Here is a 23,149-nt window from a genome sequence, read left to right on the forward strand (position 1 = left end):
TGGTTGTGCCTTTGCGTGTTTTCCACCGGGATCCATTCATTCCTGCAGCAGTGGAAAGACATGTCCCGTTTCTTCAAGCTTCACCCTCTGGCAGCCTGCCTGGCGGTCGCCCTGCCGGCCCTGGCCGATGACCACGACAACCCTGCGCTGGCGCTGCCATCCACAGCCATCACCGACACCCGCGCTGAGCAAAAGGTCGACCTCGCCACGCCGACCCAGGCCGGTTCACGCCTGAACCTCAGCGCCCTGGAAACACCGGCCAGCACCACGAGCATCACCGCCGAACAGATCCAGCAGCGCAACAACCTCACCGTGCAGGAGGCCGTGACCCGCTCGCCGGGCATCACCTTCATCGGCAGCCCGGGCGATGGCGGCACCGGCCTTTCGGCGCGCGGCTTTACCGGACACGGTTCAGTGATGACCCTGTTCGACGGCGCACGCTTGTATACCGGGGCCGGCACCCAGACCTTTCCAGTCGACCCGTGGATGGTAGAGCGTATCGATGTGATCCGGGGCCCGGCCTCGGTACTGTATGGTGAGGGCGCCACCGGCGCGGTGATCAACGTCATCCCGAAAAAGCCGTTCACCGGCGACATTCACAACCACCTGCGCCTTGGCTATGGTTCCTGGGACCGCCAGCAACTAGGCCTGGACAGCGGTGGCAGCCTCAGCAAGCGCCTGAGTTACCGCCTGACCCTTGACCAGCAGGCTGGCAATGGCTGGGTCGACCGCACCAACTCGCGCAGCCTTGCCCTGAGTGCCGCACTGCGATTCGATGCCACTGACGACCTGAGCTTTACCCTGGCCCACGAGCGCGGCGACGCCGAGCCCGCCAATTACTACGGTACGCCGCTGATCGACGGCCACTACCGCAGCAGCCTGCGCAAGAAGAACTACAACATTCAGAATGACGTGCAGCGCTACCATGACGAATGGACCCGCTTCACCACTGACTGGGCCATCAGTGACCAGCTCAGTGCCAGCAACCAGCTGTACTACATCAAGAGCCGCCGGCACTGGCGCAATGCCGAGGATTACAGCTGGGACGCCGACCGCCAACAGCTGCTGCGACAGAGCTACCTGCAGATCAAGCATGATCAGGAGCAGATAGGCGATCGCCAGACGTTCACCTTAGACCATGCGCTGTTCGGGCTTGCCAGCAGGACGATGGTTGGCGCCGAGTACAATAAGGTGCGCTTCAACGTTGACAGCAACTCGCCGTACAACGATGTCGGCGGCGACTATATCGACCCGTGGCATCCAGCCCCTGGCTGGTTCCACAGTGCTTCGCCCCTGCGACCGCAAACCTTGTCCACGACCCACACCTTCGCTCTGTTCGCCGAAAACCGCCTGCAGCTGACTGATCGCCTGTCGCTGGTGACCGGCGTGCGTCGAGACCAGAACCACATTGACCGCAACAACCTCACCGACGACACGCGCAGCGACCGCAGCCTGCAAGGTGGCAACTGGCGCGCAGGGCTGGTGTTCGCCATCAGTGACGACCTGGCGCTGTACGGCCAGTACTCCACCAGCGAGGACGGGGTGAACAACCTGATCAGTCTCAACCCTGCGCAAATGAACTACGACCTCACCGAGTCCAAGCAGACCGAGCTGGGCCTGAAGCAGCGCTTCTGGGAAGGCCGTGGTGAATGGACGCTGGCGGCCTACCACATCGTCAAGAAAAAGCTGCTGGTGGATGACCCTATCACCCATGAAAAGCAGCAGGCCGGGCAACAAACCTCCGACGGCCTGGAGGCGAGCCTTGAGCTGGCCTTGCCGCAGCAGTGGCAGGTCTCAGCCAATGCGTCACTGGTGCGCGCAAAATACGATGAGTTCGACGAAATGGTGGCCGGTGTAACACAGGATCGCGCCGGCAATCGCCCGTCCAACGTGCCACGGCGTACTGCCAACCTATGGCTGACCAAGGGCTTCGGCCAGCAAGTGGAGGCCGGCATTGGCGCACGGTACGTGGACGACCGCTATGCCAATACGGCCAACACTCAGCGTGCGCCGGGCTATACCGTGGTCGATGCCAACATCGGCTGGCAGCTGTTACCGGATGTGCGCCTGGTGCTGCAGGTAAACAACCTGTTTGACCGTGAATATGTGGCTTCGGCGTTCAGTGGCACGCAATGGATCATGGGCACGCCGCGGTCGTATTTCGCGACAGTGGATTACAGCTTCTGATTTGAGCTGACTGTATCGGCCTCATCGCCGGCAAGCCGGCCACACGGGGCCCCCGCTGCTCTCGAGCTCAGCGCAAACCCAGTGGGAGCTGGCTTGCCGGCGATGACGGCTGAACCGCCACTGCAAAAACCACTACCCGGCACAAATGAAATAGTTATAAGATAACGTTTCATTTGACATCCATTCCTGCCTGCGACCCCTCCATGACAAGTGCCGCCGCCACCCCAACCCTGCTCACTCAGCGCCTGCAGAGCATCGATGCCCTGCGCGGCCTGGTGATCCTGTTCATGCTGCTCGACCACGTCCGCGAGACATTTTTCCTGCACCGCCAGGTCAGCGACCCGATGAGCATCGACGCCACCGACCCGTCCCTGTTCTTCAGCCGCACCCTGGCCCACCTGTGTGCACCAGTGTTCGTACTGCTCACTGGCCTGTCAGCCTGGCTGTACGGCGAGAAGTATCAGGGCCGCAGCGATGTCTCGGCGTTCCTGTTCAAGCGCGGCCTGTTCCTGGTGGTGCTGGAGTTCACCCTGGTGAACTTCGCCTGGACCTTCCAGCTGCCGCCCAGTGTCATCTACCTGCAGGTGATCTGGGCAATCGGCGTCAGCATGATCGCCCTGTCGCTGCTGGTATGGCTGCCGCGCCCGGCGCTGGTTGTGCTGGGCGCAGTGATCATCGCCGGGCACAACCTGCTCGACGGCCTGAACTTTGGCGCTGAGTCGGCGATGCATGTGCCGTGGGCGATCCTGCATGACCGTGGCTGGCTGGAGCTCTCTGAAAGCCTGCGCCTGCGCACCTCCTACCCGGTACTGCCGTGGATCGGCGTCATTGCCTTGGGCTATGGCCTGGGCCCTTGGTTCGCCCGTGGCAGCGATGCCGGCCAGCGTCAGTACCGCCTGCTGCTGGCAGGGGTCATCGCCCTGCTCGGCTTCATGGCGCTGCGCATGCTCAATGGCTACGGCGAAGCGCCGTGGAGCGGCTACCCGACGCTTACCCAGACCGTGATGAGTTTCTTCAACATCACCAAATACCCGCCTTCGTTGTTGTTCCTGGCCTTGACCCTGGGCTGCGGCCTGCTGTTGCTGCGCGCCTTTGAGCGCGCAGGGCAAGCCCGCTGGATCGGTGCCCTGGCGGTGTTTGGCGCGGCACCGATGTTCTTCTATCTGCTGCACCTGTACGTGTTGAAACTGATGTACCTGGCCAGCGTCGCCCTGTTCGGCCGCAATCACGGCGACTACTTCGGCTTCGACGGCATTGGCGCGGTGTGGCTGGGTACTGTGCTGCTGGCCATGGCGCTGTACCTGCCGGTGCGCTGGTTCGCCAGGCTAAAGGCGCAACGACGCGACATCACCTGGCTCAAGTACTTCTGATTTAGCGTTTTCACCGGCTGCCTGATGGTCTACCATGCGGGCCGCCGGTTTCCACCACGGAAATAATAGGGAATCCCAGGCCGCCCAGGCGCGCCAAACGGAACTGCCCCCGCAACTGTAGGTGCCGAGCCCGCTCCATCGATGCCACTGGATCAGTTGATCCGGGAAGGCCGGAGCCGGGTGATGACGCACCAGTCAGGAGACCTGCCGGCTTACATTCACCAACCGGCGGGGTGTCCGGGATTGGCCATCAGAGTTGCCCTTGTCGCCTGCAGGGGCGCGGCGATGCCTGTCCGTGCGTTCCTTCCGTGAACTGTCCGATAGGAGATCGCCCCGCATGCTGTCCCGTTTCGCCACCCTGCTCGCCGGCTTGAGCCTAACCGGCGCGGCTCAGGCCGCCGCCACGCACTACCCGCTGACCGTGGACAACTGCGGCATGCCGCAGACCTTCACCCACGCCCCCGAGCGCGCAGTCACCATCGGCCAGGCCGGCACCGAAATCCTCTACGCGCTGGGGTTGGGCGACAAACTGGCCGGCACATCGCTGTGGTTCAACAACGTCTTGCCCGAATACAAGGCGCAGAACGACAAGGTGCCGCGCCTGGCCGACAACGATCCGAGCTTCGAAGCAGTGGTGGGCAAGCGACCAGAGTTGGTGGCGGTGCAGTTCGAGTGGATGGTCGGCGCCCAGGGCGTGGTCGCGACCCGTGAGCAGTTCAACGAACTGAAGATCCCCACCTATCTGCTGCCCTCGGACTGCGAAGGCAAGGACAACCTGGTGGGGGCCGATGGCACGCGACTACAGGCGTTTCAGGTCCAGAGCATCTACAAGAGCGTCAGCCAGCTGGCGGAAATCTTCGACGTCCAGGACCGCGGCGTGGCACTGAACAGCGACCTCAAGGCGCGCCTGGACAGCGCCAGGCAACAACTGGCCGGCAAAGACCTGAGCCAGACTTCGGCACTGTTCTGGTTCTCCAGCGCCGACCTCGACATCGACCCCTACGTTGCGGGCCGCCAGGGCGTGGCGGACTTCATGCTGCGCACCCTGGGTGTACGCAACGTGGTCGAGTCCACCGAAGAGTGGCCCACGGTGGGCTGGGAAACCATCGCCAAGGCCAACCCTACGTGGCTGATCATCGCCCGCATGGATCGCCGCCGCTTTCCGGCCGACGACTACCAGAAGAAGCTCGAATTCCTGCGCAGCGACCCGGTAACCCAGCACATGGATGCCGTGAAAAACAACCGCATCATCATCCTCGACGCCGATGCCATGCAGGCCGGTATCCGCCTGTTCCGGGGCCTGCAGACCCTGTCGGCAGCCTTCGCCAGCGGTAAAGCGGCGCCGTGATGAACCGTATGCTGCCCTGCTGTGCCCTGGCCCTGGTTGCCCTGCTCGGCGCGCTGCTTGCCGGCACCGCCATTGGCGAGACCACCGTGCCCCCCTGCGTGGTGTACCAGGTACTGGCCAACCACCTGTGGCAGGCCGGTTACCCGGTCGACCCGATCGACGCCGGTATCGTCTGGAACTACCGCCTGACCCGCACGCTGGTCGCCGCAGCCTGTGGCGCAGGGCTGGCGACCTGTGGGGTGATCCTGCAGGCGCTGCTGCGCAACCCGCTGGCCGAACCCTATTTGCTGGGCCTGTCGGCCGGGGCTTCGACCGGCGCCGTGCTGGTGGGCCTGCTGGGCCTGGGCAGCGTTGCCCTGAGCATGTCGGGCGGCGCCTTCGTCGGCGCCGGCGCGGCCTTCGCCCTGGTCCTGGTGCTGGCCCGCGCAGCCGGCCCGAGCAGCAACAACGCCCAAGTGATCCTGGCAGGGATTGCCGGCTCGCAACTGTTCAACGCCCTGACGGCGTTTCTGATCACCAAATCGGCCACGGCCGAACAGGCTCGCGGCATCCTGTTCTGGCTGCTGGGCAACCTCAGTGGCGTGCGCTGGCCGTCAGTATGGCTGGCGCTGCCGGTGGCGCTGTTCGGGCTGGTGGTGTGCCTGTGGCACCGGCGCACACTGGACGCTTTCACCTTCGGTACCGATTCGGCGGCGTCGCTGGGCATTGCAGTGCGGCGCAGCCAGTTGCTGCTGATCAGTTGCGCGGCGCTGGTGACGGCAGTGATGGTGTCCATCGTCGGCGCCATCGGTTTTGTCGGGCTGGTCATCCCGCATGCCCTGCGCCTGTTGCTCGGCCCAGGCCACAGCCGCCTGCTGCCGGCCAGCGCCCTGGGCGGTGCGCTGTTCCTGATCGCTGCGGACATGCTTTCACGCACGCTGATCCCCGGCCAGGTGATTCCAGTGGGCGTGGTCACAGCGCTGATCGGCGCACCTGTGTTTGCGTTGATCCTGGTCAGCCGCAGGGGGCGCGCATGACGGCCATGACACCCCCAAAGGTCGCCCCGCTAGCCTGCCAGGGCTTGAGTTTGCAACTGTCGGGCACCCCCGTTCTGCGCGATATCAACCTGACGATCGCCGCAGGTGAAACCCTCGGTATCGTTGGCCCGAATGGCTCCGGCAAATCCTCCCTGCTCAAACTGCTGGCCGGGCTGCGCACGCCGCATAGCGGCAGCGTGCAATTGCTCGGCGAGCCGCTTGCGCGCCTGCCGCGCCGGCGCATCGCCCAGGCCCTGGCGCTGGTCGAGCAACAGGCCGACACCCTCGACGCCATCAGCGTGTTCGATGCCGTGGCGCTAGGGCGCACCCCTTGGTTGTCCGCCCTGGCGCCGTTTTCCCAGGAGGATCGCGCGGTCGTCGAGCAGGCCCTGGCCGACCTCGATGCCTCGCACCTGCGCACGCGCATCTGGAGCTCGCTGTCCGGTGGCGAACGCCAGCGCGTACACATTGCCCGCGCTCTTGCCCAGCGCCCGCAGGTACTGCTGCTCGATGAGCCGACCAACCACCTCGACATCCAGCACCAGCTGAGCCTGTTGCAACAGGTACAGGCGCTGCCGGTAACCACCCTGGTGGCCCTGCACGACCTGAACCAGGCGCTGACCTGCGACCGCGTGGCGGTGCTCGAACACGGCCGATTAGTCGCCCTCGGCAAGCCGCTGGAGGTACTGACCCCCGAGCGTTTGCTGAGCACCTTCGGCGTACATGCCCACTACCTCACCGACCCCTTCGACGGCGCGCGCATCCTGCGCTTTCGCGCCCCCTGAACCAGGAAGCTCCCGCATGCTGTTGCGCACTACCGTCCTGCTGCTCGCCAACGCTCTGCTACCTTTCGCCGCGCAGGCCGACGTGCACGAAGTGAAGATGCTCACCCGCGGCGCGGCCGGTGCCATGGTCTACGAGCCCGACCACCTGCGTATCGCACCGGGTGATACGGTACGTTTCGTGCCGACCCAGAGCGGCCACAACGCGGCCAGCCTGCCCGGGTTGCTGCCGGTAGGCGCCGAGGCTTTCAAGAGCAAGCTGAACCAGCCCTTCGAGCAGACCTTTACGGTGCCTGGGGTGTACGGCATCCAGTGCATCCCACACCTGGCCATGGGCATGGTGATGCTGATCCAGGTGGGCGATACCGGCTTGGCCGAGTTGCCAGCGGCTTTGCCTGCGCGGGCACGTGCGCGCCTGGCAGCCCAACTGCAGCAGTTGGAGGCCGGCCAATGAACCGTTTGCTTCTGGCCCTGCCACTGCTGGGCCTGGCGTCCTTGGCGCTGGCGGAATCCGCACAGTCGCAGAGCAACGGCTTGGTCGAAGACAGCAGCTGGAGCATCCTCAACCGCACGGTCTACGACCAGCGTGACTACAAGCATGGCGGGCGCAACAGTGCCGCCCGCAATGCCTACAAACCGCGCAGCGAACGCAATGGCCTGGCCGAGGAATGGGCCTACGGTTTGATGGGTACATTCCAGTCCGGTTTTACCCAGGGCCTGATCGGTGTTGGCGTCGATGCCCATGCCTACCTTGGCGTACAACTCGACAGCGGTGGAGGTCGAACCGGCAAGGCTCGCCTGCTCGGTGTGGACAACGATGGTCACCCTAAAAACGAATACAGCCGCGGCGGTGCCGCTTTGAAGCTTCGCCTGTCCGACACCGTGCTTTCCTATGGTGAGCAGCGGGTGAAGACGCCGGTATTCAGCTCTTCCGACAGCCGCCTGCTACCCGGCACCGCCACCGGGTTCTTTCTCACCAGCAATGAAATCGACAAGGTCAAGCTGGTTGCCGGGCACTTCAACGAAAGCACCGACCGCAATGCTTCAAGCCATGACCAGGGCTTCGTGGTGAATTACTCCAACGCCCGCCAGGGCAACAGCTTCGACCTCGCCGGTGCGGTGTGGACCCCCAGCGCTGCCTTGAGCGCCAGCCTGTACACCTCCCGCTATGAAGACACCTGGAACCAGCACTACCTGGGCAGCACCCTCACCCATGCACTGGATGACCGGCGCAGCCTGAGCCTGGACCTCAACCTGTACCGCACCACCGACACCGGCAAAGCGCTGTCCGGGCGCATCGACAACACCACCTGGAGCCTGGTCTCGCGCTATAGCCAAGGCCCCCATGCTTTCAGCCTGGGCTGGCAGCAGGTGGATGGCAACACGCCGTTCGACTACGTGACCCGCGGTGCAATCTATATTGCCAACGCCGTGCAGATGTCTGACTTCAACGCACCCAACGAAAAGTCCTGGCAAGCGCGCTATGACCTGAACATGGGCGCTTATGGGGTGCCGGGGTTGAACCTGACGGCGCTGTATGTGCGCGGGTTCGATATCGATGGCACGCACGTGGACCCCAACGGCGGGTATGCGTACCTGGGCTATGGCAAGGGTGGCAAACACTGGGAGAGGGACCTTGAGGCGCGGTATGTGGTACAGAGTGGCAAGGCCAAGGGCACGGCGTTTTCACTGAGGCACAATGTGCACCGCGGGGATACGGCGCAGGCGGAACTGGACGGCAACCAGATCCGCCTGGCCGTGGAGTGGCCGTTGTCGGGCGGGCTCTGAGTGGTTTCATCCTCCTTGTGCGCCGGTTTGATGAGGCCCTTGGCGTTGCGGGTATCCACCCTCGTCACTGCAAAGCAGGAAAGCTCCTAAACCGCCTGCCACTGTTCCATGTGCGTAGTCCGCCACACCGGGTCATCCTCTACGTTGATCACCGTGAAGCCCTGCCGCTCCCAGAACCGGATCGCCCCTGCCAGAAACGGATGGGTGTGCAGGTACAGACACTCAACACCTGCCCCGACGGCGTGCTCACGCAAGGCCTGGAACAGTGCCGCGGCCAGGCCGTTGCGCCGGTATTCGGGGAGCACGAACAGGCGCACGATTTCGACGACGCGCTTGCCGTGGTAGTCGAGCTGGTGGAAGCGATGGTCATAGGGCAGGTAGCCAATGACTGCGATCAACGTGCCACGATCACGGGCTTCCAGAAAGTGCCCGTCGCCATCGAGGTAGGTCGCCTCGAAATGGGCCAGGTCTTTGGGCAAAGGCAAATGGGCGAGCATGGGGAAGAGCTCGCGTCGGGCACTGTCGACGAAGGCAACGACTTCATCGATGGCGTCACGGCCGGGTGTTTGGAAGGTCCAGTCGGGCATGGGGTTGAAGCGATGGCCTGGGGAACGTGTTTCTACCCTACAGCATCGGACGGCGCAATGCATGGTCGGCCCGACCTCGCTATAATCCCCGGCCTGAAACGCGCCCAAGGCCAGCCCATGCCCCGCCTCTGCAAGTTGTTGCTGCCCCTGCTGTTCGCCGCTGCCCTCACCGCCTGCGACCAGAAACCGACTCGAGAAGAGCAGATCGTGGCCAGCCTGCCCTTGCAGGAGGCCTATGAGCACAACATAGACCGCATGGCGTTGCTGCTGACCCGCAGCCACCCGCGACTCGACGAAGAAACAATCCGCAGCGTGCTGCGCAAGCACCTCACGGTCGAGGATCAGCGCCAGGACCTGTTCAAGCTCTACAGCGAAAAGAACTTCAGCGACGCCGAGTTCGCCACTATCGTCGAGGTGACTCGGGACCCGGCAAAGGCCAAGGCCTTGGAGCAGACCGAGGACGGCCAGCAACTGAGCGCGAAACTTACCCGGCTGATGCGCGAGACAGCACGCGATGAAAAGGCCCAGGCACTCGCAGCGCAGCGCCTGCAACGGGTGCAGGACGAGCTGGACGCATTGGAAAACGCCGGTTCCTGAACGATTGCGACAGCCCCACATCCCTCCCGTAGCGGTGCAAGCCCATAACGAGTAAGGTTATTTCTTTTGCGCCAGTGAGGTCTGGATTGCCACACGCCAAGCATGGACTGCGCCTGGACTTGCGCACGCTGATCCTCAGCCTTTGCACACTCACAGCCCTGGTGATGCTCTGTGCCAGCTACTTCGCCAGCTACCGGGTGCAGCGCCAGTTGCTGATCGATAACGCCCTGGAGGCCAACCGGGTATATGCGGCGAAGCTGGCGGCAATCACCGAAACCTTCATCGCGACTGCCTTGCAACAGCTGTCATTCAGCGCCAGTGTGCAGGGGCGGCAACTGGCCGACGGCGCTGCGCTGGAAGCAGAAACCACACGGTTGCTGCGCCAGAGCATGGCCTTCAACTCCACCTTCGTGGTCGATGCCGAAGGTATCGTGAGGGCGATTTCACCCGCTGCGCTGCGCCATTACCTTGGCCGCAAGGTACAGACGCCCGGTACTGAAGAGGCATTGCGCGAGCGCCGGCCCCTGGTGTCGACGCCCTACCTGTCGGCGGCCAACAACCTGGTGGTGGCGCTGTCGCAGCCGATCTTCGATGCCAACGGCCGCTACCTGGGCTATGTCGGCGGCAGCCTGTACCTGCGCGAACGCAACATACTCAACAGCCTCCTGGGCGAGCATTTCTACAAGGACGGCTCCTACCTCTATGTGGTCGATCGCAACCGCCGCCTGCTCTATCACCCCAATGCCGAACGGGTAGGCAGCGTGGTCGAAGGCAATACCCTGATCGACCAGCTGACCGAACTGCAGCACGGCACGCGGCAGGTCATCAATAGCCAAGGGGTAGCCATGCTGGCGGGCTTCGCCACAGTGCCCAGTACCGGTTGGGGCGTGGTGGCGCAACAACCGCTGGCGCAAACGGTGGCGCCGTTGAGTCATCTGATTCTCACTGTCATGGGCATCTCGGCCCCCCTGGCACTGGTGGGCAGCCTGCTGCTGTGGTGGCTGGCGTTGACCATCGCCAGGCCACTTTGGCAACTGGCCGCCGGCGCCCGCACCATGGACCGCACCGGCAACGCCGAACGGCTGCACAGGGTACATGCCTGGTACTTCGAGGCTGCTGAACTGAAACGGGCCATGCTGTTCGGCCTGAACCTCTTGCAAGAGCGCATCGGCCGGCTCAACCGCGATGCTCAGACCGACCCGCTGACCGGCCTGGGCAACCGCCGCAGCCTGGAATTCAAGCTATCGCTGCTGGAGGCCGAAGGCCGCGCGTTTTCGGTCATCGTGCTGGATATCGACCACTTCAAACGGATCAACGATGGGCATGGGCATGATGTCGGGGACCAGGTACTACAGCGCCTGGCCGCAATCATGCGCGGCTGTTGCCGTGAAGGTGACCTACTGTGCCGGACCGGTGGGGAGGAGTTCCTGATGCTGCTGCCGGGGGCCGGCCTGGTAGTCGCGACAACGGTGGCGCAGCGACTGCGCGTGATGGTGCAGGACACCGCGATAGAACCGGTAGGCGCTGTGACCATCTCACTGGGGGTGGCGCATTGGCACGCCAAGCAGGATCGCGAGCCGGGTGCAGCGCTCAGCCAGGCGGATAGCGCGTTGTACCGGGCCAAGCGCGGAGGGCGAAATCAGGTGTGCAGCGAAGCTGGCGGGCACTGAAGGAAAGATGTAACAAGTATTGTCATAAAACTGTCGTGTATTGGTCATAGGATTGACCCCAACCTGACATTTCCCTTCTTCATGGATGAGCGTCTAATGCGTCGTGTGGTTTTCAATCAGAAAGGTGGCGTGGGCAAGTCAAGCATCGCCTGCAACCTTGCCGCCGCCAGTGCCGCGGAGGGTTATCGCACGTTGCTGGTCGACCTCGACCCACAGGCCAACGCCACCTACTACCTCACTGGCCTCACCAACGACGCCATCCCCGCCGGCATCGCCGACTTCTTTCGCCAGACGCTGTCGCCCGTCACCGCTGCTGGCAAGAAGCACCGGGTGGCCATCACCGAAACCCGCTACCGCAACCTGCACCTGGTGACCGCCAGCCCCGACCTCAGCGACTTGCAGAGCAAGCTTGAGAGCAAGTTCAAGATCAACAAGCTGCGCAAGCTGTTGCTGGAGCTGGGCGAGGACTACGAACGGATCTACATCGACACCCCGCCTGCGCTCAACTTCTATACCTTCAGCGCCTTGGTTGCGGCTGAGCGCCTGTTGATCCCGTTCGACTGCGATAGCTTCTCGCGCCAGGCGCTGCACAGTGTCATGGCCGAGGTCGAGGAGCTGCGCCTGGACCACAACCCGGCGCTGCAAGTGGAAGGCGTCGTGGTCAACCAGTTCGCCGGCCGCACGGCATTGCACCAGACGTTGGTTGACCAACTGCGCAGCGAAGGCATGCCCGTGCTGCCGGTGTACTTGAGCAGCTCGATCAAGATGCGAGAGTCGCACCTGGCGTCGGTACCGCTGGTACACCTGGCGCCGCGGCACAAACTGGCGATGGAGTTCGTCGACCTGCTCGATGTGCTGGAGCGGGCCGCCTGAGCTGCACTCAATGATGCAGGCTCAGGCCGATACCACTGAGCCTATGAAATTGGCCAGCTCGGGCGTTTTCGGTGCAGCGAACACTTCACGCGGGTTACCCACTTCATGCACCTTGCCATGGTGCATGAACACCAGTTTATCGCCCACTTCGCGGGCAAAGCGCATCTCATGGGTGACCATGATCAGGGTCATGCCTTCGCTGGCCAGCTGGCGCACCACGCCCAACACCTCGTTGACCAGTTCGGGGTCGAGCGCCGAGGTGATCTCGTCGCACAGCAGCACCTTGGGCGACATGGCCAGCGCCCTCGCGATCGCCACCCGCTGTTGCTGGCCTCCGGAAAGCCGGTCGGGGTAGGCATCGAACTTCTCCGCCAGGCCCACCCGCGCCAGCATCTGCTCAGCCAGCTGGCGCGCCTGGGCCTTGCTGGCCTTCTTCACCACCTGCGGCGCGAGCATCACGTTCTCGCCCACGCTCAGATGTGGGAACAGGTTGAACTGCTGGAACACCATGCCCACTTTCTGGCGCAGCGCGCGCAAGTCGGCGCGGCCGGCATCGAGGTATTCACCGTCCACTTCGATCACGCCATCGCTGATCGACTCAAGGCCGTTGAGCGTGCGCAACAAGGTACTTTTGCCCGAACCGCTGCGGCCGATGATCGCTACCACCTCGCCCTCTTCGATGCTCAGGTCAACGCCTTTGAGTACATGGTTGTCGCCGTAGTATTTGTGCAGCGCGGACACTCTAAGCAGGGGCATGCAGCCTCCTTTCCAGATAACGGGCGCTCAGCGAGAGCGGGTAACAGAGGATGAAATAGCCCAGCGCAACCAGGCCGTAGACCATGAACGGCTCGAAGGTGGCGTTGGCCAGCATGCCGCCGGTCTTGGTCAACTCGGTGAAACCGATGATCGAGGTGACCGCCGTGCCTTTGACCACCTGCACCGAAAAGCCCACGGTCGGTGCCACGGCAATGCGCAACGCCTGTGGCAGGATCACGTGGCGCAGCTGCTCCATGCGGCTCAGCGCCAGGCTGCCGGACGCTTCCCACTGGCCGTTTGGAATGGACTCGACACAGCCGCGCCAGATCTCTGCGAGAAACGCACTGGTGAACAGGGTCAGGGCGATGGCAGCCGCCATCCAGGCAGACACATCCAGGCCGAACAAGGCAATGCCGAAAAACACCATGAACAGTTGCATCAGCAATGGCGTGCCCTGAAACAGCTCGATGTAGCCCCGCGCCAGGCCACGCAGCCACGGCCATTGAGAAATGCGTGCGACCAGCACCAGCAGCCCTGCAAGGCCACCGAAGAAGAAGGCCACCAGCGACAACAGCAAGGTCCACTGCAGGCCGATCAGCAGGTTGCGCAGGATGTCCCAGAAGGTGAATTCCATTCAGCGTCTCCCCATCAGCAGACGTTGCCCAACCCATGCCAGCAACTGGCGCAAGGCGATGGCCATGATCAGGTACAGCACGGTGGTCAGCAGGTAGGTTTCAAATGCACGGAAATTGCGCGACTGGATGAAGTTGGCGGCGAACGACAGCTCCTCGGTGGCGATTTGCGAACACACCGCCGAGCCGAGCATGACGATCACGATCTGGCTCGTCAGTGCCGGCCATACCTTGGCCAGGGCAGGCTGCAATACCACATGGCGAAACGCCTCGAAGCGGCTCATGGCCAAGGCCGCGGCAGCTTCCAGCTGGCCTTTGGGAATGGCCTGGATGCCCGCCCTGATGATCTCGGTGGAGTAGGCACCCAGGTTGATCACCATGGCCAGCACCGCCGCCTGCCACTCGCTCAGGCGAATGCCCAGCGCCGGCAGGCCGAAGAAGATGAAGAACAGCTGGACGATGAAGGGCGTGTTGCGGATCAGTTCCACGTACAGGCCAAACAGCATGTCGAAGGGGCGCACACGCCAGGCGCGAACCCCCGCGCCGAGCACGCCGATGGCCACGCCCAGCAAGGTGCCGACCACCGTCAGTTGCAGGGTGAACCAGGCGCCCTTGAGCAACAGGGGGGCCTGGGCCAGCACGGGGGCGAAGTCGAATTCATAGGCCATGGTGGCAAACTCCGGGTACAGCTCAGAGGTCGGCCGGCAGCGGCTGCTTCAGCCATTTTTCGGCATTGCGGTTGAGGCTGCCGTCGGCCTTGGCGGCTTCGAGCGTGGCGTTCACTTTGTCCAGCAGCGCCGGCTCGTTCTTGGCCAGGCCCACATAAACGGGCGAGTCCTTGAGCTTGACCTTGACCACCGGCACCTTGGCCGGGTTCTTCTGGGCAATGGCGGCCATTACCACGCTACCGCTGGCGATCAGTTCGACCTGGCCAGAGAGGTAGGCGGCGATGGTCGAGTTGTTGTCTTCAAAGCGCTTGATCACCGCCCCCTTTGGCGCTACGGCGCTCAGTTCCATGTCCTCGATCGAGCCGCGGGTGACGCTGATGGTCTTGCCAGCGACGGCGTCGATGCCCGCGATGTCCACCTCGGCCGGGCCGAATACGGCCAGGTAGAACGGCGCATAGGGCCGGGAGAAATCGATCACTGCCGCACGCTCCGGGTTCTTGCCGAGGCTGGAAATCACCAGGTCGACCTTGCCTGTGGTGAGGAACGGTATGCGGTTGGTGCTGTTTACCGGGGTCAGGGCCAGCTTCACACCCAGCTTGTCTGCCAGCAGTTGTGCAGTGTCGATGTCCAGGCCACGGGGTTTGAAGTCTGGCCCGACCGAGCCGAAAGGCGGGAAGTCCTGGGGCACTGCCACCTTGAGCACGCCACGGGCGCTGATGTCGGCCAGGGCATCAGCCTGGGCGGTTGGCAGCACAAGGGCGCTGCTGCAGAACAGGCTGGCCAGGAACAAGGTGCGGAATGTCTTCATGGTGTGGCCTCGCAGGTAACCAGGGAAAAGAGTGCTGGCTGGCCAGTGCACGGGCCATGCCAACGTCCGTGCTGGCACTGGCTTAAGGTGCGCAAGCCCTGAGCTGAACGGTCTTACTGGTCTGAACAGTTGCCTGCCTGCCCGCTTACCCCGACGCCGTCACGCCCCGCTTTTGTGCAAGGCCGCATTTGCCTGCATCAGCGCGGAGCAATGCTTGCAAGCGCCTGACAATGGCCGTAAAAAGCCAAGGTCATCGCCCTCCGACCGGTCTGAACAGCATGCTCGACACCCTACCCCGCGCCGTCCCCGAACAGGCCCTGCAAGGCATCCGCAAATTGATCGAAGACGGCGGCTATCAGCCCGGCGATGCCCTGCCCTCGCAGCGCGACCTTGCCGAGCAATTGGGGGTCAGCAGGGCCTCTCTGCGAGAAGCGCTGTCCTCGCTCAGCGCTCTGGGGTTGGTGAGCGTGCAGCCGGGCAAGGGTGTGTTCGTGCAGGCGCCAGCGCCTTCGGCATTTGCCTGGCCGTATGCCGAACAGGTCTCTGCGAGCGACACCTTCCAGCTGCGTTACGCCTTGGAAGGTTTCGCTGCCGGGCAGGCGGCACTGGCACTGACTGCGGACGACATCGATCGCCTGGAAGTGAATGTAGAGGCGATGCATCAGGAATTGCGCGCGGGCCGCTTCGAAGCCGCCGCACGGCTGGATTTCGCCTTTCACCAGCAGTTGCTGCAAGCCTGCGGCAACCACGCCATGCTGCAGGTGATCACCGCCAGCCAGGAGATATTCCTGGAAAGCCAGAAGCTGCCCTTCATCCGCCCGGAACGGGCGATGGAAACCTGGCAGGAGCACCGCAAGATCCTGCGCGCCCTGGCTCGCCGTTCACAGGCGGCGGCGCAAAAGGCGATGCAGGAGCATATTCGCAATGCGGCTTCGCGTACCGGGGTGGTGTTTTCGGTGTAACGCCCACCCATTGCCGGGCTGACCACAGCTTGGCCACGAAGGGGCTCACGCGGTCAAAACAGATATCTGGGCGTCGCCCTCGAAGAAGCGCCCTCGCGCCCGCGCCGGTTTACTGCCTGCAACAACAACGACGAAGCGGCCAGACCGCTTCGCTAATCCGCCAGGCTGCCTTTGAAACCGGAGCGTTTCCCTATGTCCGCATCTCACGAGGTATCCCCCGCCACCCTGCGCCGGGTCATTGCCGCCTCGGCCATCGGCAACTTCGTCGAATGGTTCGACTTTGCCGTCTACGGCTTTCTCGCAACGATCATCGCCAGCCAGTTCTTCGCCAGCGGCGATGCCAGCGTGGCCTTGCTGAAGACCTTTGCCGTTTTCGCCGTGGCCTTCGCCTTGCGGCCACTGGGCGGGATCGTGTTCGGAGCGCTGGGTGACCGGCTGGGACGCAAACGCATCCTGTCACTGACCATCCTGCTGATGGCCGGCTCCACCACACTGATAGGCCTGCTGCCGACCTACGCCAGCATCGGCCTTGCCGCCCCCGCGCTACTGACCCTTGCGCGCTGCCTGCAGGGGTTCTCCGCAGGCGGTGAGTATGCAGGTGCCTGTGCGTACCTGATGGAGCACGCACCGCAAAACAAGCGGGCCTTCTATGGCAGCTTCGTGCCCGTGTCGACCTTCTCTGCCTTCGCCTGTGCGGCGGTGATCGCCTACGGCCTTGAGGCAAGCCTGTCGGCCGAAGCGATGGCGGCCTGGGGCTGGCGCATACCGTTCCTGGTGGCGGCGCCGCTGGGCCTGGTGGGCCTTTACCTGCGCTGGCGCATGGAGGAAACCCCGGCATTTCGCGAGGCCATCGCTCAAGGCAAGACCCATGAGCATTCGCCGCTCAAGGACACGTTGCGTAACCACGGCCGGGCCATCCGCAATCTGGGTGCCTTCATCTCGCTTACAGCGTTGTCGTTCTACATGTTCACTACCTACTTCGCCACCTACCTGCAAATGGTCGGCAACCTGACACGCGCCCAGTCGCTGTTGGTGACCACGGTAGCGCTGGTGTTCGCCGCCATCGGTTGTCCGCTGGCCGGCGCGTTCTCGGACCGGGTCGGGCGGCGCAAGACCATTGGTTTCACCTGCCTGTGGGTAATGGTCTGTGTATTCCCGGCTTATTGGCTGGCCAGTTCCGGGTCGGTGACGGCTGCGCTGGTGGGGGTCATCCTGTTGGCGGTGGGGGCACTTTGCAGTGGTGTGGTGACCGCCGCGTTGCTCTCGGAGAGTTTCCCGACCCGTACGCGCTACACCGCATCGGCGATTACCTACAACGTGGCCTATACGCTGTTTGGCGGCACCGCACCGCTGGTGGCGACCTGGCTGATCGGACAGACCGGCAGCAGCCTGGCGCCAGCGTTCTACCTGGTGGTCATCGCACTGGTGGCGCTGGTGGGTGGGCTGGCGCTGCCAGAAACCTCGCGAATATCGTTGCATGAAGAAACAGCCGGGGATGAAGTGGGTCGTGGGGCCGCCCGCACCATTTGAGAGGTGGGGCTGCCTTTGCAGCCCTTTCGTAACAAGAGGCGCCTTCAAAGGGCACACCCGCGCTAAGAACGCTGGGGTCTGCGTCCGATAATCGCCCACTTTCCACTATGCGACAGCCAACCCAATTGACGAAACTAACCAGGTGGTACAAACATACGGGCATTCAACAACAACAAAGTGATGCCCGCCATGAAGCCCCTTATCCTCGTGCTCAACGGCCCCAACTTGAACATGCTGGGTACCCGCGAGCCTGCCCAGTACGGCCGTGAAACCCTTGCTGACCTGGCTCAGAGCTGCGCAGACACCGCGCAGGCCCACGGCCTGGATATCGAATTTCGCCAGACCAACCACGAAGGCGACCTGATCGACTGGATCCACGCTGCCCGTGGTCGCTGCGCCGGTATCGTGATCAACCCCGGTGCCTGGACCCACACCTCGGTGGCCATCCGCGACGCGCTGGTCGCCAGCGAGGTGCCAGTGATCGAAGTGCACCTCTCCAACGTGCACAAGCGCGAGCCGTTCCGTCACCTGTCGTTCGTCTCGTCGATCGCGGTTGGTGTGATCTGCGGCCTGGGCAGCCACGGCTACCGCATGGCTCTGGCGCACTTCGCCGAAATGCTCCAGGAGCAGGCAGCATGACTCAGCCGGCCATCCTTGCCGGCCTGATCGGCCGTGGTATTCAACTGTCGCGCACCCCTGCCCTGCATGAACATGAAGGCGATGCGCAGGACTTACGCTACCTCTACCGCCTGATAGACGCCGACCAGTTGCAACTGGAAGACAGCGCCTTGGCGCAATTGCTCGAAGCGGCCCAGCACACAGGCTTCACCGGGCTCAATATCACCTACCCGTTCAAGCAAGCGATCCTGCCGCTGCTCGACGAGCTGTCCGATGAGGCCAGGGGTATCGGTGCGGTCAACACCGTGGTCCTCAAGGACGGCAAGCGTGTAGGCCATAACACCGACTGCCTGGGCTTCGCCGAGGGCTTGCGCCGCGGCCTGCCCGACGTCGCGCGCCGGCAGGTGGTGCAGATGGGTGCCGGCGGTGCTGGCTCGGCAGTGGCCCATGCATTACTGGGCGAAGGGGTCGAGCGGCTGGTGCTGTTCGAAGTGGATGCAGCGCGTGCCCAGGCGCTGGTCGACAACCTCAACGGCCATTTCGGCGCAGGTCGAGCCATTGTGGGCACGGACCTGGCGGCTGAGATTGCCGAAGCGGACGGGCTGGTCAACACCACGCCGGTCGGCATGGCCAAACTGCCGGGCACACCGCTGCCGGTCGAGCTGCTGCATGCCCGGCTGTGGGTGGCGGAGATCATCTATTTCCCGCTGGAAACCGAGCTGCTGCGCGCGGCACGGGCACTGGGCTGCCGGACCCTGGATGGCAGCAACATGGCTGTGTTCCAGGCGGTGAAAGCGTTCGAACTGTTCAGTGGCCGCCAGGCCAATGCCGAGCGCATGCAGGCGCATTTCGCCAGCTTCGGTTGAGCCCGTGCCGTTCCTTTCGCGGGTTTACTCGCGAAAGGAACGGTAAACACCTCAGCCTTTTTCATCCAGCAACGCCTTTATCACCTTCTCCTGCCCGTCGTAGTCACCTTCACCAAAGTGCGCATGCCGCACTTGGCCCTGGCGATCAACAAAGTAGTGCGCTGGCCAGAACTGATTACCCCAGGTATTCCAAACCCGATAATCGTTGTCCACCGCCACCGGGTAAGCGATCCCCAGGCTGGCCACCTTGCGTTTCAACTGGCTGACATCATGCTCGTAGTCGTACTCCGGCGTGTGCACGCCCACCACCACCAGCCCCTGATCGGCGTACCGCCGGGCCCAGTCGTTGACGTGCGGCAGGCTGCGCTGGCAGTTGATGCAGTCCCACGTCCAGAAGTCCACCAGCACTACCTTGCCCTTTAGCCCCTTGGTATCCAGCGCTGGCGAGTTGATCCACTCACTGGCCCCGGACAGCGATGGCATCGCGCCATAACTGTCGCGGGCTGCCAGGTGGCCGGCAAGGCCCAGGCCCAAGAGCGCCAAGGCGACGCCGCCCACTTTCAACAACAAGCGGCGCTCAGTTGTCATGGCAACCGCTCGTGGCATAGGTGCGGTACTGCACACTCTGGCGCTGGCCTTGGGAGTTGATGTAATCCATGCGGGTGTTGACCAGGCCACAGGCATCGCTTTGATCATCCTTCACCGACAGCACTTTCTGTATATCCAGCCGGTCGCCGTAGCGGTACTGCATGACGCTGGCATCCTCCATCGGCTGCGTGGATGCCTGGGCAGCCAGGGTGCCGAGGCTGAGCACGGCGAACAGGCTGGCGCTGGCGAGGGTTTTCATGTTCATGGCATCGCTCCTGTGGATCTTCTGAGGGTGGGGAGTTGTGTTCCCCGGTGAGAGCCATTTCACGCTCGCCAGGTATCGGGCATGTGTCACCCGACCCTGCGCCCTGCCTCCTGCTGTATCTGTTGCATGGCCAGATACACTGCAATACAAACCTCTGCAGGCAAGCTCATACCTGCTCGGTACACTGCGCCCATTCCCCTTGCACAGGACCCCACCGATGGAACATGTCGATCACATCCTGATCGTCGACGACGACCGCGAAATCCGCGAACTGGTCGGCAATTACCTGAAGAAGAACGGCCTGCGCACCAGCATCGTCGCCGACGGCCGGCAGATGCGCGCCTTCCTCGAAGCCAACAGCGTCGACCTGATCGTCCTCGACATCATGATGCCGGGCGATGACGGCCTGCTGCTGTGCCGCGAACTGCGCGCCGGCAAGCACCGCAATACGCCTGTGCTGATGCTGACCGCGCGCAACGACGAGACCGACCGCATCATCGGCCTGGAGATGGGCGCCGATGACTACCTGACCAAGCCATTCTCAGCCCGTGAACTGCTGGCCCGCATCAATGCCGTGCTGCGCCGCACACGCATGCTGCCGCCCAACCTGACCATCAGCGAAAGCGGCCGCCTGATCCGTTTCGGCCAGTGGCGTCTGGATACCACCGCGCGCCACCTGCTCGACAGCGAAGGCACGCTGGTGGCCCTCAGTGGCGCCGAATACCGCCTGTTGCGCGTGTTCCTCGACCACCCACAACGGGTTCTCAGCCGCGAACAGTTGCTCAACCTGACCCAGGGCCGCGAGGCCGATATCTTCGATCGTTCCATTGACCTGCTGGTCAGCCGCCTGCGCCAGCGCCTGGGCGACGACGCGCGCGAGCCCAGCTGCATCAAGACGGTGCGCAGCGAAGGTTATGTGTTCTCGCTGCCAGTGCAACTGCTCGAGTCGCCATCATGAAGTGGCCGCGCACCCTCGCCTCGCGCCTGGCACTGATCTTCATCACCGGGCTGGTGCTGGCCTACGGACTGTCGTTCAGCCTGCAGGCCTATGAGCGCTATATCAGCAGCCGCTCGATGATGCTCAGCAATCTGGAACAGGACGTCGCCACTTCGGTGGCCATCCTCGACCGCCTGCCCGCCGCTGAACGCCCGGCCTGGCTGCCCCGCCTGGAGCGGCGCACCTATCGCTATCGGCTGGACGCTGGCGTAACGGGTGCGGCGATGCCCAGCGACGACCCGCCCATGGCCGCCGACTCGATCGTCAAGGCCATCGGTAGCCAGTATCGCCTGACCTTCCAGGAGATACCTGGCCCTAACGCACACTTCCAGGCCCACCTGCGTCTGGCCGACGGCGCCCCGCTGACCATCGATGTCACCCCGGCCCCCGTGCCGATCGCCACTTGGCTGCCGCTGGTGCTGCTCATTCAGCTTGCCGTGCTGCTGTTCTGTACCTGGCTGGCCGTGCGCCTGGCCATCGGCCCGCTGACACGCCTGGTCAAGGCGCTTGACGACCTCGACCCGGACAAGCCCGGCATGTTGCTGGACGAAAGCGGCCCGCGCGAGGTGAAATTCGCCGCTGTCGCCTTCAACGCCTTGCAGGCGCGCATCGCTGCCTACCTCAAGGAGCGCATGCAGTTGCTGGCAGCGATTTCCCATGACCTGCAAACCCCGATCACGCGTATGAAACTCCGGGTCGAGGTAATGGACGAGGGAGTCGAGAGGGACAAGTTGTGGCATGACCTGGATGCCATGGAGCACTTGGTCCGCGAAGGCGTAGCCTATGCCCGCAGCATGGATATCAACACCGAGCCGCCCTGCCGCATCAACCTCGACGCGTTCCTCGACAGCGTGGTGTTCGATTACCAGGACAGCGGCGCGCAGGTCGAGCGCCACGGCAGTACCGGCAGTTTGCTGGAAACGCGCCCGCATGCGCTGCGCAGGGTGTTGGTCAACCTGCTGGACAATGCCCTGAAGTTCGCCGGCAAGGCGCAACTGGAGGTCAGCCGTGAGCAGGGACGTATCGTGATCCGCGTGCTGGACGAAGGCCCTGGCATCCCCCAGCAAGAGCTCGGCGAAGTGCTCAAACCCTTCTATCGGGTGGAAAGCTCGCGCAACCGCAGTACCGGGGGCACCGGCCTGGGCCTGGCAATCGCCCACCAACTGATGCAGGCCATGGGCGGGCAATTGGTCCTCAGCAATCGCCAGGGCGGAGGCCTGTGCGCACAAATCGAGCTGAAGTGAAACGCTGCCGTCCTTGACGCGGTGCTGAGCGCCGCGCCTGCACGGGTGAAATTGGCCTACACCACCTGTCACTACATTCCGATACACAATACAGCCTGCACCGACACACTGCAGATACGCCGTGCCGCCACACTCCCGGTCACACTTTGACACACCGGGAGCCTCTTCGATGAGAGCCATCGCCCTTCCCTCCGGCTGGAAGCTGTTCACCGTCCTGGCCGGCCTTACTCTGTTCATGACCGCCGTGGTCCTGGCCAGCCACCCGCTCGGTTCCGACGGCCTGCGCAGCGCTATCCGCGCTACCGCACGCAGTTCCTTCGCCCTGTTCCTGATGACGTTCCTGGCCTCGACGCTGGTGGCCTTGCTGCCCGGCCCAAGCAGCCTTCGCGTTTTGCGCGAGCGGCGCTTCCTGGGGCTGGCTTTTGCCTTTTCGCACACCGTGCACGGCCTGCTGATCTACCGCTACGCCCAGCACTTTCCCGAGTTGTTCTGGGCCGGCCGCACCGTTACCTCCAGCCTGCCAGGCAGCATCGCCTACCTGTTCCTGCTGTTGCTGGCCCTTACCTCCTTCAAGCCGAGCATGCGCCTGCTCGGCGGCCGTGCCTGGAAAGCCTTGCACAGCACCGGCATGTGGGTGTTGGCCGGCGTGTTCTGCCTGTCGTTCTACAAACGCATTCCCATGGGTGGCTGGTATCCGCTGGCCTTTGCCCTGATGTTCACCGCCATCGCCCTCAAGCTCACCGCCAAGCTGGCGCTGTACAAGCGCCGTAACGCCACGGCCCTTTCCTGAAGAGAGAACAGACCATGACCACGCTGACTCGCACCCTGCCCCCCCTCGACAGTCTTGCAGATTGGGGCGCTGATTTGCCATTGCGGATGTTTCTGGCCTGGGAGTTCTTCGAATCCGGCCTGGAGAAATTCAACGGCAGCAACTGGTTCGGCGATATACAGGGGAGCTTCCCTCTGCCCTTCAGCCTGCTGCCAGCGGAGTTTAACT

General features: G+C 63.5%; 25 protein-coding genes and 1 riboswitch. Of the genes, 18 read left to right on the forward strand and 7 right to left on the reverse strand.

Annotated features, from left to right (window positions below):
• Positions 1–60: 60 nt before the first annotated feature.
• From BLX42_RS14785 to BLX42_RS14815, 7 genes are all read left to right on the forward strand, one after another.
• Positions 61–2,187 carry a TonB-dependent siderophore receptor gene (locus BLX42_RS14785; protein ID WP_161872058.1) on the forward strand — a complete coding sequence of 709 codons (2,127 nt, stop codon included), beginning with the start codon at positions 61–63 and terminating at the stop codon, positions 2,185–2,187.
• Positions 2,188–2,390: 203 nt separating this feature from the next.
• Entirely contained in the window at positions 2,391–3,557 is a 1,167-nt protein-coding gene (locus BLX42_RS14790; protein ID WP_161872059.1) for a DUF1624 domain-containing protein, read from the forward strand.
• Between the two features lie 28 nt (positions 3,558–3,585).
• A riboswitch (cobalamin riboswitch) is annotated at positions 3,586–3,784 on the forward strand.
• A gap of 110 nt (positions 3,785–3,894) precedes the next feature.
• On the forward strand, positions 3,895–4,905 hold the full coding sequence (locus BLX42_RS14795; protein ID WP_119688670.1) for an ABC transporter substrate-binding protein: 1,011 nt from the start codon (positions 3,895–3,897) through the stop codon (positions 4,903–4,905).
• Positions 4,905–5,921, forward strand: a complete 1,017-nt coding sequence (locus tag BLX42_RS14800) for an iron ABC transporter permease (protein ID WP_161872060.1) — start codon at positions 4,905–4,907, stop codon at positions 5,919–5,921. Before BLX42_RS14795 ends, BLX42_RS14800 begins: the two co-directional genes overlap by 1 nt.
• A complete protein-coding gene (locus BLX42_RS14805; RefSeq protein ID WP_161872061.1) occupies positions 5,918–6,706 on the forward strand; it encodes an ABC transporter ATP-binding protein in 789 nt (262 codons plus the stop codon). The genes BLX42_RS14800 and BLX42_RS14805 overlap by 4 nt, the downstream gene beginning before the upstream one ends.
• A 16-nt stretch (positions 6,707–6,722) precedes the next feature.
• The gene (locus BLX42_RS14810) at positions 6,723–7,157 is read left to right on the forward strand and encodes a pseudoazurin (RefSeq protein ID WP_161872062.1); all 435 of its coding nucleotides are present in this window, start codon (positions 6,723–6,725) and stop codon (positions 7,155–7,157) included.
• Positions 7,154–8,491, forward strand: a complete 1,338-nt coding sequence (locus tag BLX42_RS14815) for an OprD family porin (protein WP_161872063.1) — start codon at positions 7,154–7,156, stop codon at positions 8,489–8,491. Before BLX42_RS14810 ends, BLX42_RS14815 begins: the two co-directional genes overlap by 4 nt.
• An 86-nt stretch (positions 8,492–8,577) precedes the next feature.
• Here BLX42_RS14815 and BLX42_RS14820 read toward each other — a convergent pair whose 3' ends face one another.
• The gene (locus BLX42_RS14820) at positions 8,578–9,078 is read right to left on the reverse strand and encodes a GNAT family N-acetyltransferase (RefSeq protein WP_161872064.1); all 501 of its coding nucleotides are present in this window, start codon (positions 9,076–9,078) and stop codon (positions 8,578–8,580) included.
• A 117-nt stretch (positions 9,079–9,195) separates the two neighbouring features.
• Between BLX42_RS14820 and BLX42_RS14825 the strand changes: the two genes are divergently transcribed.
• The 3 genes from BLX42_RS14825 to BLX42_RS14835 all read left to right on the forward strand — a co-directional run bounded on the left by BLX42_RS14825 (position 9,196) and on the right by BLX42_RS14835 (position 12,218).
• On the forward strand, positions 9,196–9,675 hold the full coding sequence (locus BLX42_RS14825; RefSeq protein WP_119688666.1) for a hypothetical protein: 480 nt from the start codon (positions 9,196–9,198) through the stop codon (positions 9,673–9,675).
• 86 nt (positions 9,676–9,761) lie between these two features.
• Positions 9,762–11,345: a sensor domain-containing diguanylate cyclase gene (locus tag BLX42_RS14830; RefSeq protein WP_046787210.1), complete on the forward strand. Its 1,584-nt coding sequence runs from the start codon at positions 9,762–9,764 to the stop codon at positions 11,343–11,345.
• A gap of 96 nt (positions 11,346–11,441) precedes the next feature.
• A complete protein-coding gene (locus tag BLX42_RS14835) occupies positions 11,442–12,218 on the forward strand; it encodes a ParA family protein (protein ID WP_161872065.1) in 777 nt (258 codons plus the stop codon).
• A gap of 21 nt (positions 12,219–12,239) precedes the next feature.
• On the opposite strand, the gene BLX42_RS14840 is transcribed toward BLX42_RS14835, so the two are convergent.
• From BLX42_RS14840 to BLX42_RS14855, 4 genes are read right to left on the reverse strand one after another with little or no spacing between them, the layout of a single operon-like run.
• On the reverse strand, positions 12,240–12,974 hold the full coding sequence (locus BLX42_RS14840; RefSeq protein ID WP_119688663.1) for an amino acid ABC transporter ATP-binding protein: 735 nt from the start codon (positions 12,972–12,974) through the stop codon (positions 12,240–12,242).
• A complete protein-coding gene (locus tag BLX42_RS14845) occupies positions 12,961–13,608 on the reverse strand; it encodes an amino acid ABC transporter permease (protein ID WP_161872066.1) in 648 nt (215 codons plus the stop codon). The genes BLX42_RS14840 and BLX42_RS14845 overlap by 14 nt, the downstream gene beginning before the upstream one ends.
• Positions 13,609–14,274, reverse strand: a complete 666-nt coding sequence (locus BLX42_RS14850; RefSeq protein ID WP_161872067.1) for an amino acid ABC transporter permease — start codon at positions 14,272–14,274, stop codon at positions 13,609–13,611.
• Between the two features lie 22 nt (positions 14,275–14,296).
• Positions 14,297–15,082 carry a transporter substrate-binding domain-containing protein gene (locus tag BLX42_RS14855; RefSeq protein WP_161872068.1) on the reverse strand — a complete coding sequence of 262 codons (786 nt, stop codon included), beginning with the start codon at positions 15,080–15,082 and terminating at the stop codon, positions 14,297–14,299.
• A 278-nt stretch (positions 15,083–15,360) separates the two neighbouring features.
• On the opposite strand from BLX42_RS14855, the gene BLX42_RS14860 reads away from it, so the two are divergent.
• The 4 genes from BLX42_RS14860 to BLX42_RS14875 all read left to right on the forward strand — a co-directional run bounded on the left by BLX42_RS14860 (position 15,361) and on the right by BLX42_RS14875 (position 19,058).
• On the forward strand, positions 15,361–16,044 hold the full coding sequence (locus BLX42_RS14860) for a FadR/GntR family transcriptional regulator (RefSeq protein ID WP_046787355.1): 684 nt from the start codon (positions 15,361–15,363) through the stop codon (positions 16,042–16,044).
• A gap of 192 nt (positions 16,045–16,236) precedes the next feature.
• Positions 16,237–17,574, forward strand: coding sequence for an MFS transporter (locus BLX42_RS14865; RefSeq protein WP_125923270.1), 1,338 nt, complete (start codon positions 16,237–16,239; stop codon positions 17,572–17,574).
• Between the two features lie 189 nt (positions 17,575–17,763).
• Positions 17,764–18,213: a type II 3-dehydroquinate dehydratase gene (aroQ, locus tag BLX42_RS14870; RefSeq protein ID WP_046787217.1), complete on the forward strand. Its 450-nt coding sequence runs from the start codon at positions 17,764–17,766 to the stop codon at positions 18,211–18,213.
• On the forward strand, positions 18,210–19,058 hold the full coding sequence (locus BLX42_RS14875; protein ID WP_115275280.1) for a shikimate dehydrogenase: 849 nt from the start codon (positions 18,210–18,212) through the stop codon (positions 19,056–19,058). The genes aroQ and BLX42_RS14875 overlap by 4 nt, the downstream gene beginning before the upstream one ends.
• A 51-nt stretch (positions 19,059–19,109) precedes the next feature.
• On the opposite strand, the gene BLX42_RS14880 is transcribed toward BLX42_RS14875, so the two are convergent.
• Entirely contained in the window at positions 19,110–19,646 is a 537-nt protein-coding gene (locus BLX42_RS14880) for a thioredoxin family protein (protein WP_046787219.1), read from the reverse strand.
• Positions 19,636–19,911 carry a DUF2790 domain-containing protein gene (locus BLX42_RS14885; protein ID WP_115275282.1) on the reverse strand — a complete coding sequence of 92 codons (276 nt, stop codon included), beginning with the start codon at positions 19,909–19,911 and terminating at the stop codon, positions 19,636–19,638. Before BLX42_RS14885 ends, BLX42_RS14880 begins: the two co-directional genes overlap by 11 nt.
• 217 nt (positions 19,912–20,128) lie before the next feature.
• On the opposite strand from BLX42_RS14885, the gene BLX42_RS14890 reads away from it, so the two are divergent.
• The 4 genes from BLX42_RS14890 to BLX42_RS14905 form a co-directional block, all read left to right on the forward strand.
• Positions 20,129–20,869 carry a response regulator gene (locus tag BLX42_RS14890; protein ID WP_039603377.1) on the forward strand — a complete coding sequence of 247 codons (741 nt, stop codon included), beginning with the start codon at positions 20,129–20,131 and terminating at the stop codon, positions 20,867–20,869.
• Positions 20,866–22,152, forward strand: a complete 1,287-nt coding sequence (locus BLX42_RS14895; protein ID WP_161872069.1) for a HAMP domain-containing sensor histidine kinase — start codon at positions 20,866–20,868, stop codon at positions 22,150–22,152. The genes BLX42_RS14890 and BLX42_RS14895 overlap by 4 nt, the downstream gene beginning before the upstream one ends.
• Before the next feature lie 169 nt (positions 22,153–22,321).
• Positions 22,322–22,942, forward strand: a complete 621-nt coding sequence (locus tag BLX42_RS14900; protein ID WP_161872070.1) for a ferric reductase-like transmembrane domain-containing protein — start codon at positions 22,322–22,324, stop codon at positions 22,940–22,942.
• Between the two features lie 14 nt (positions 22,943–22,956).
• On the forward strand, positions 22,957–23,149 hold a 193-nt coding region (locus BLX42_RS14905; protein WP_161872071.1), incomplete at its 3' end, for a DoxX family protein.

Source organism: Pseudomonas sp. SG-MS2 (assembly GCF_009933855.1).
GTDB lineage: Bacteria > Pseudomonadota > Gammaproteobacteria > Pseudomonadales > Pseudomonadaceae > Aquipseudomonas > Aquipseudomonas putida_E.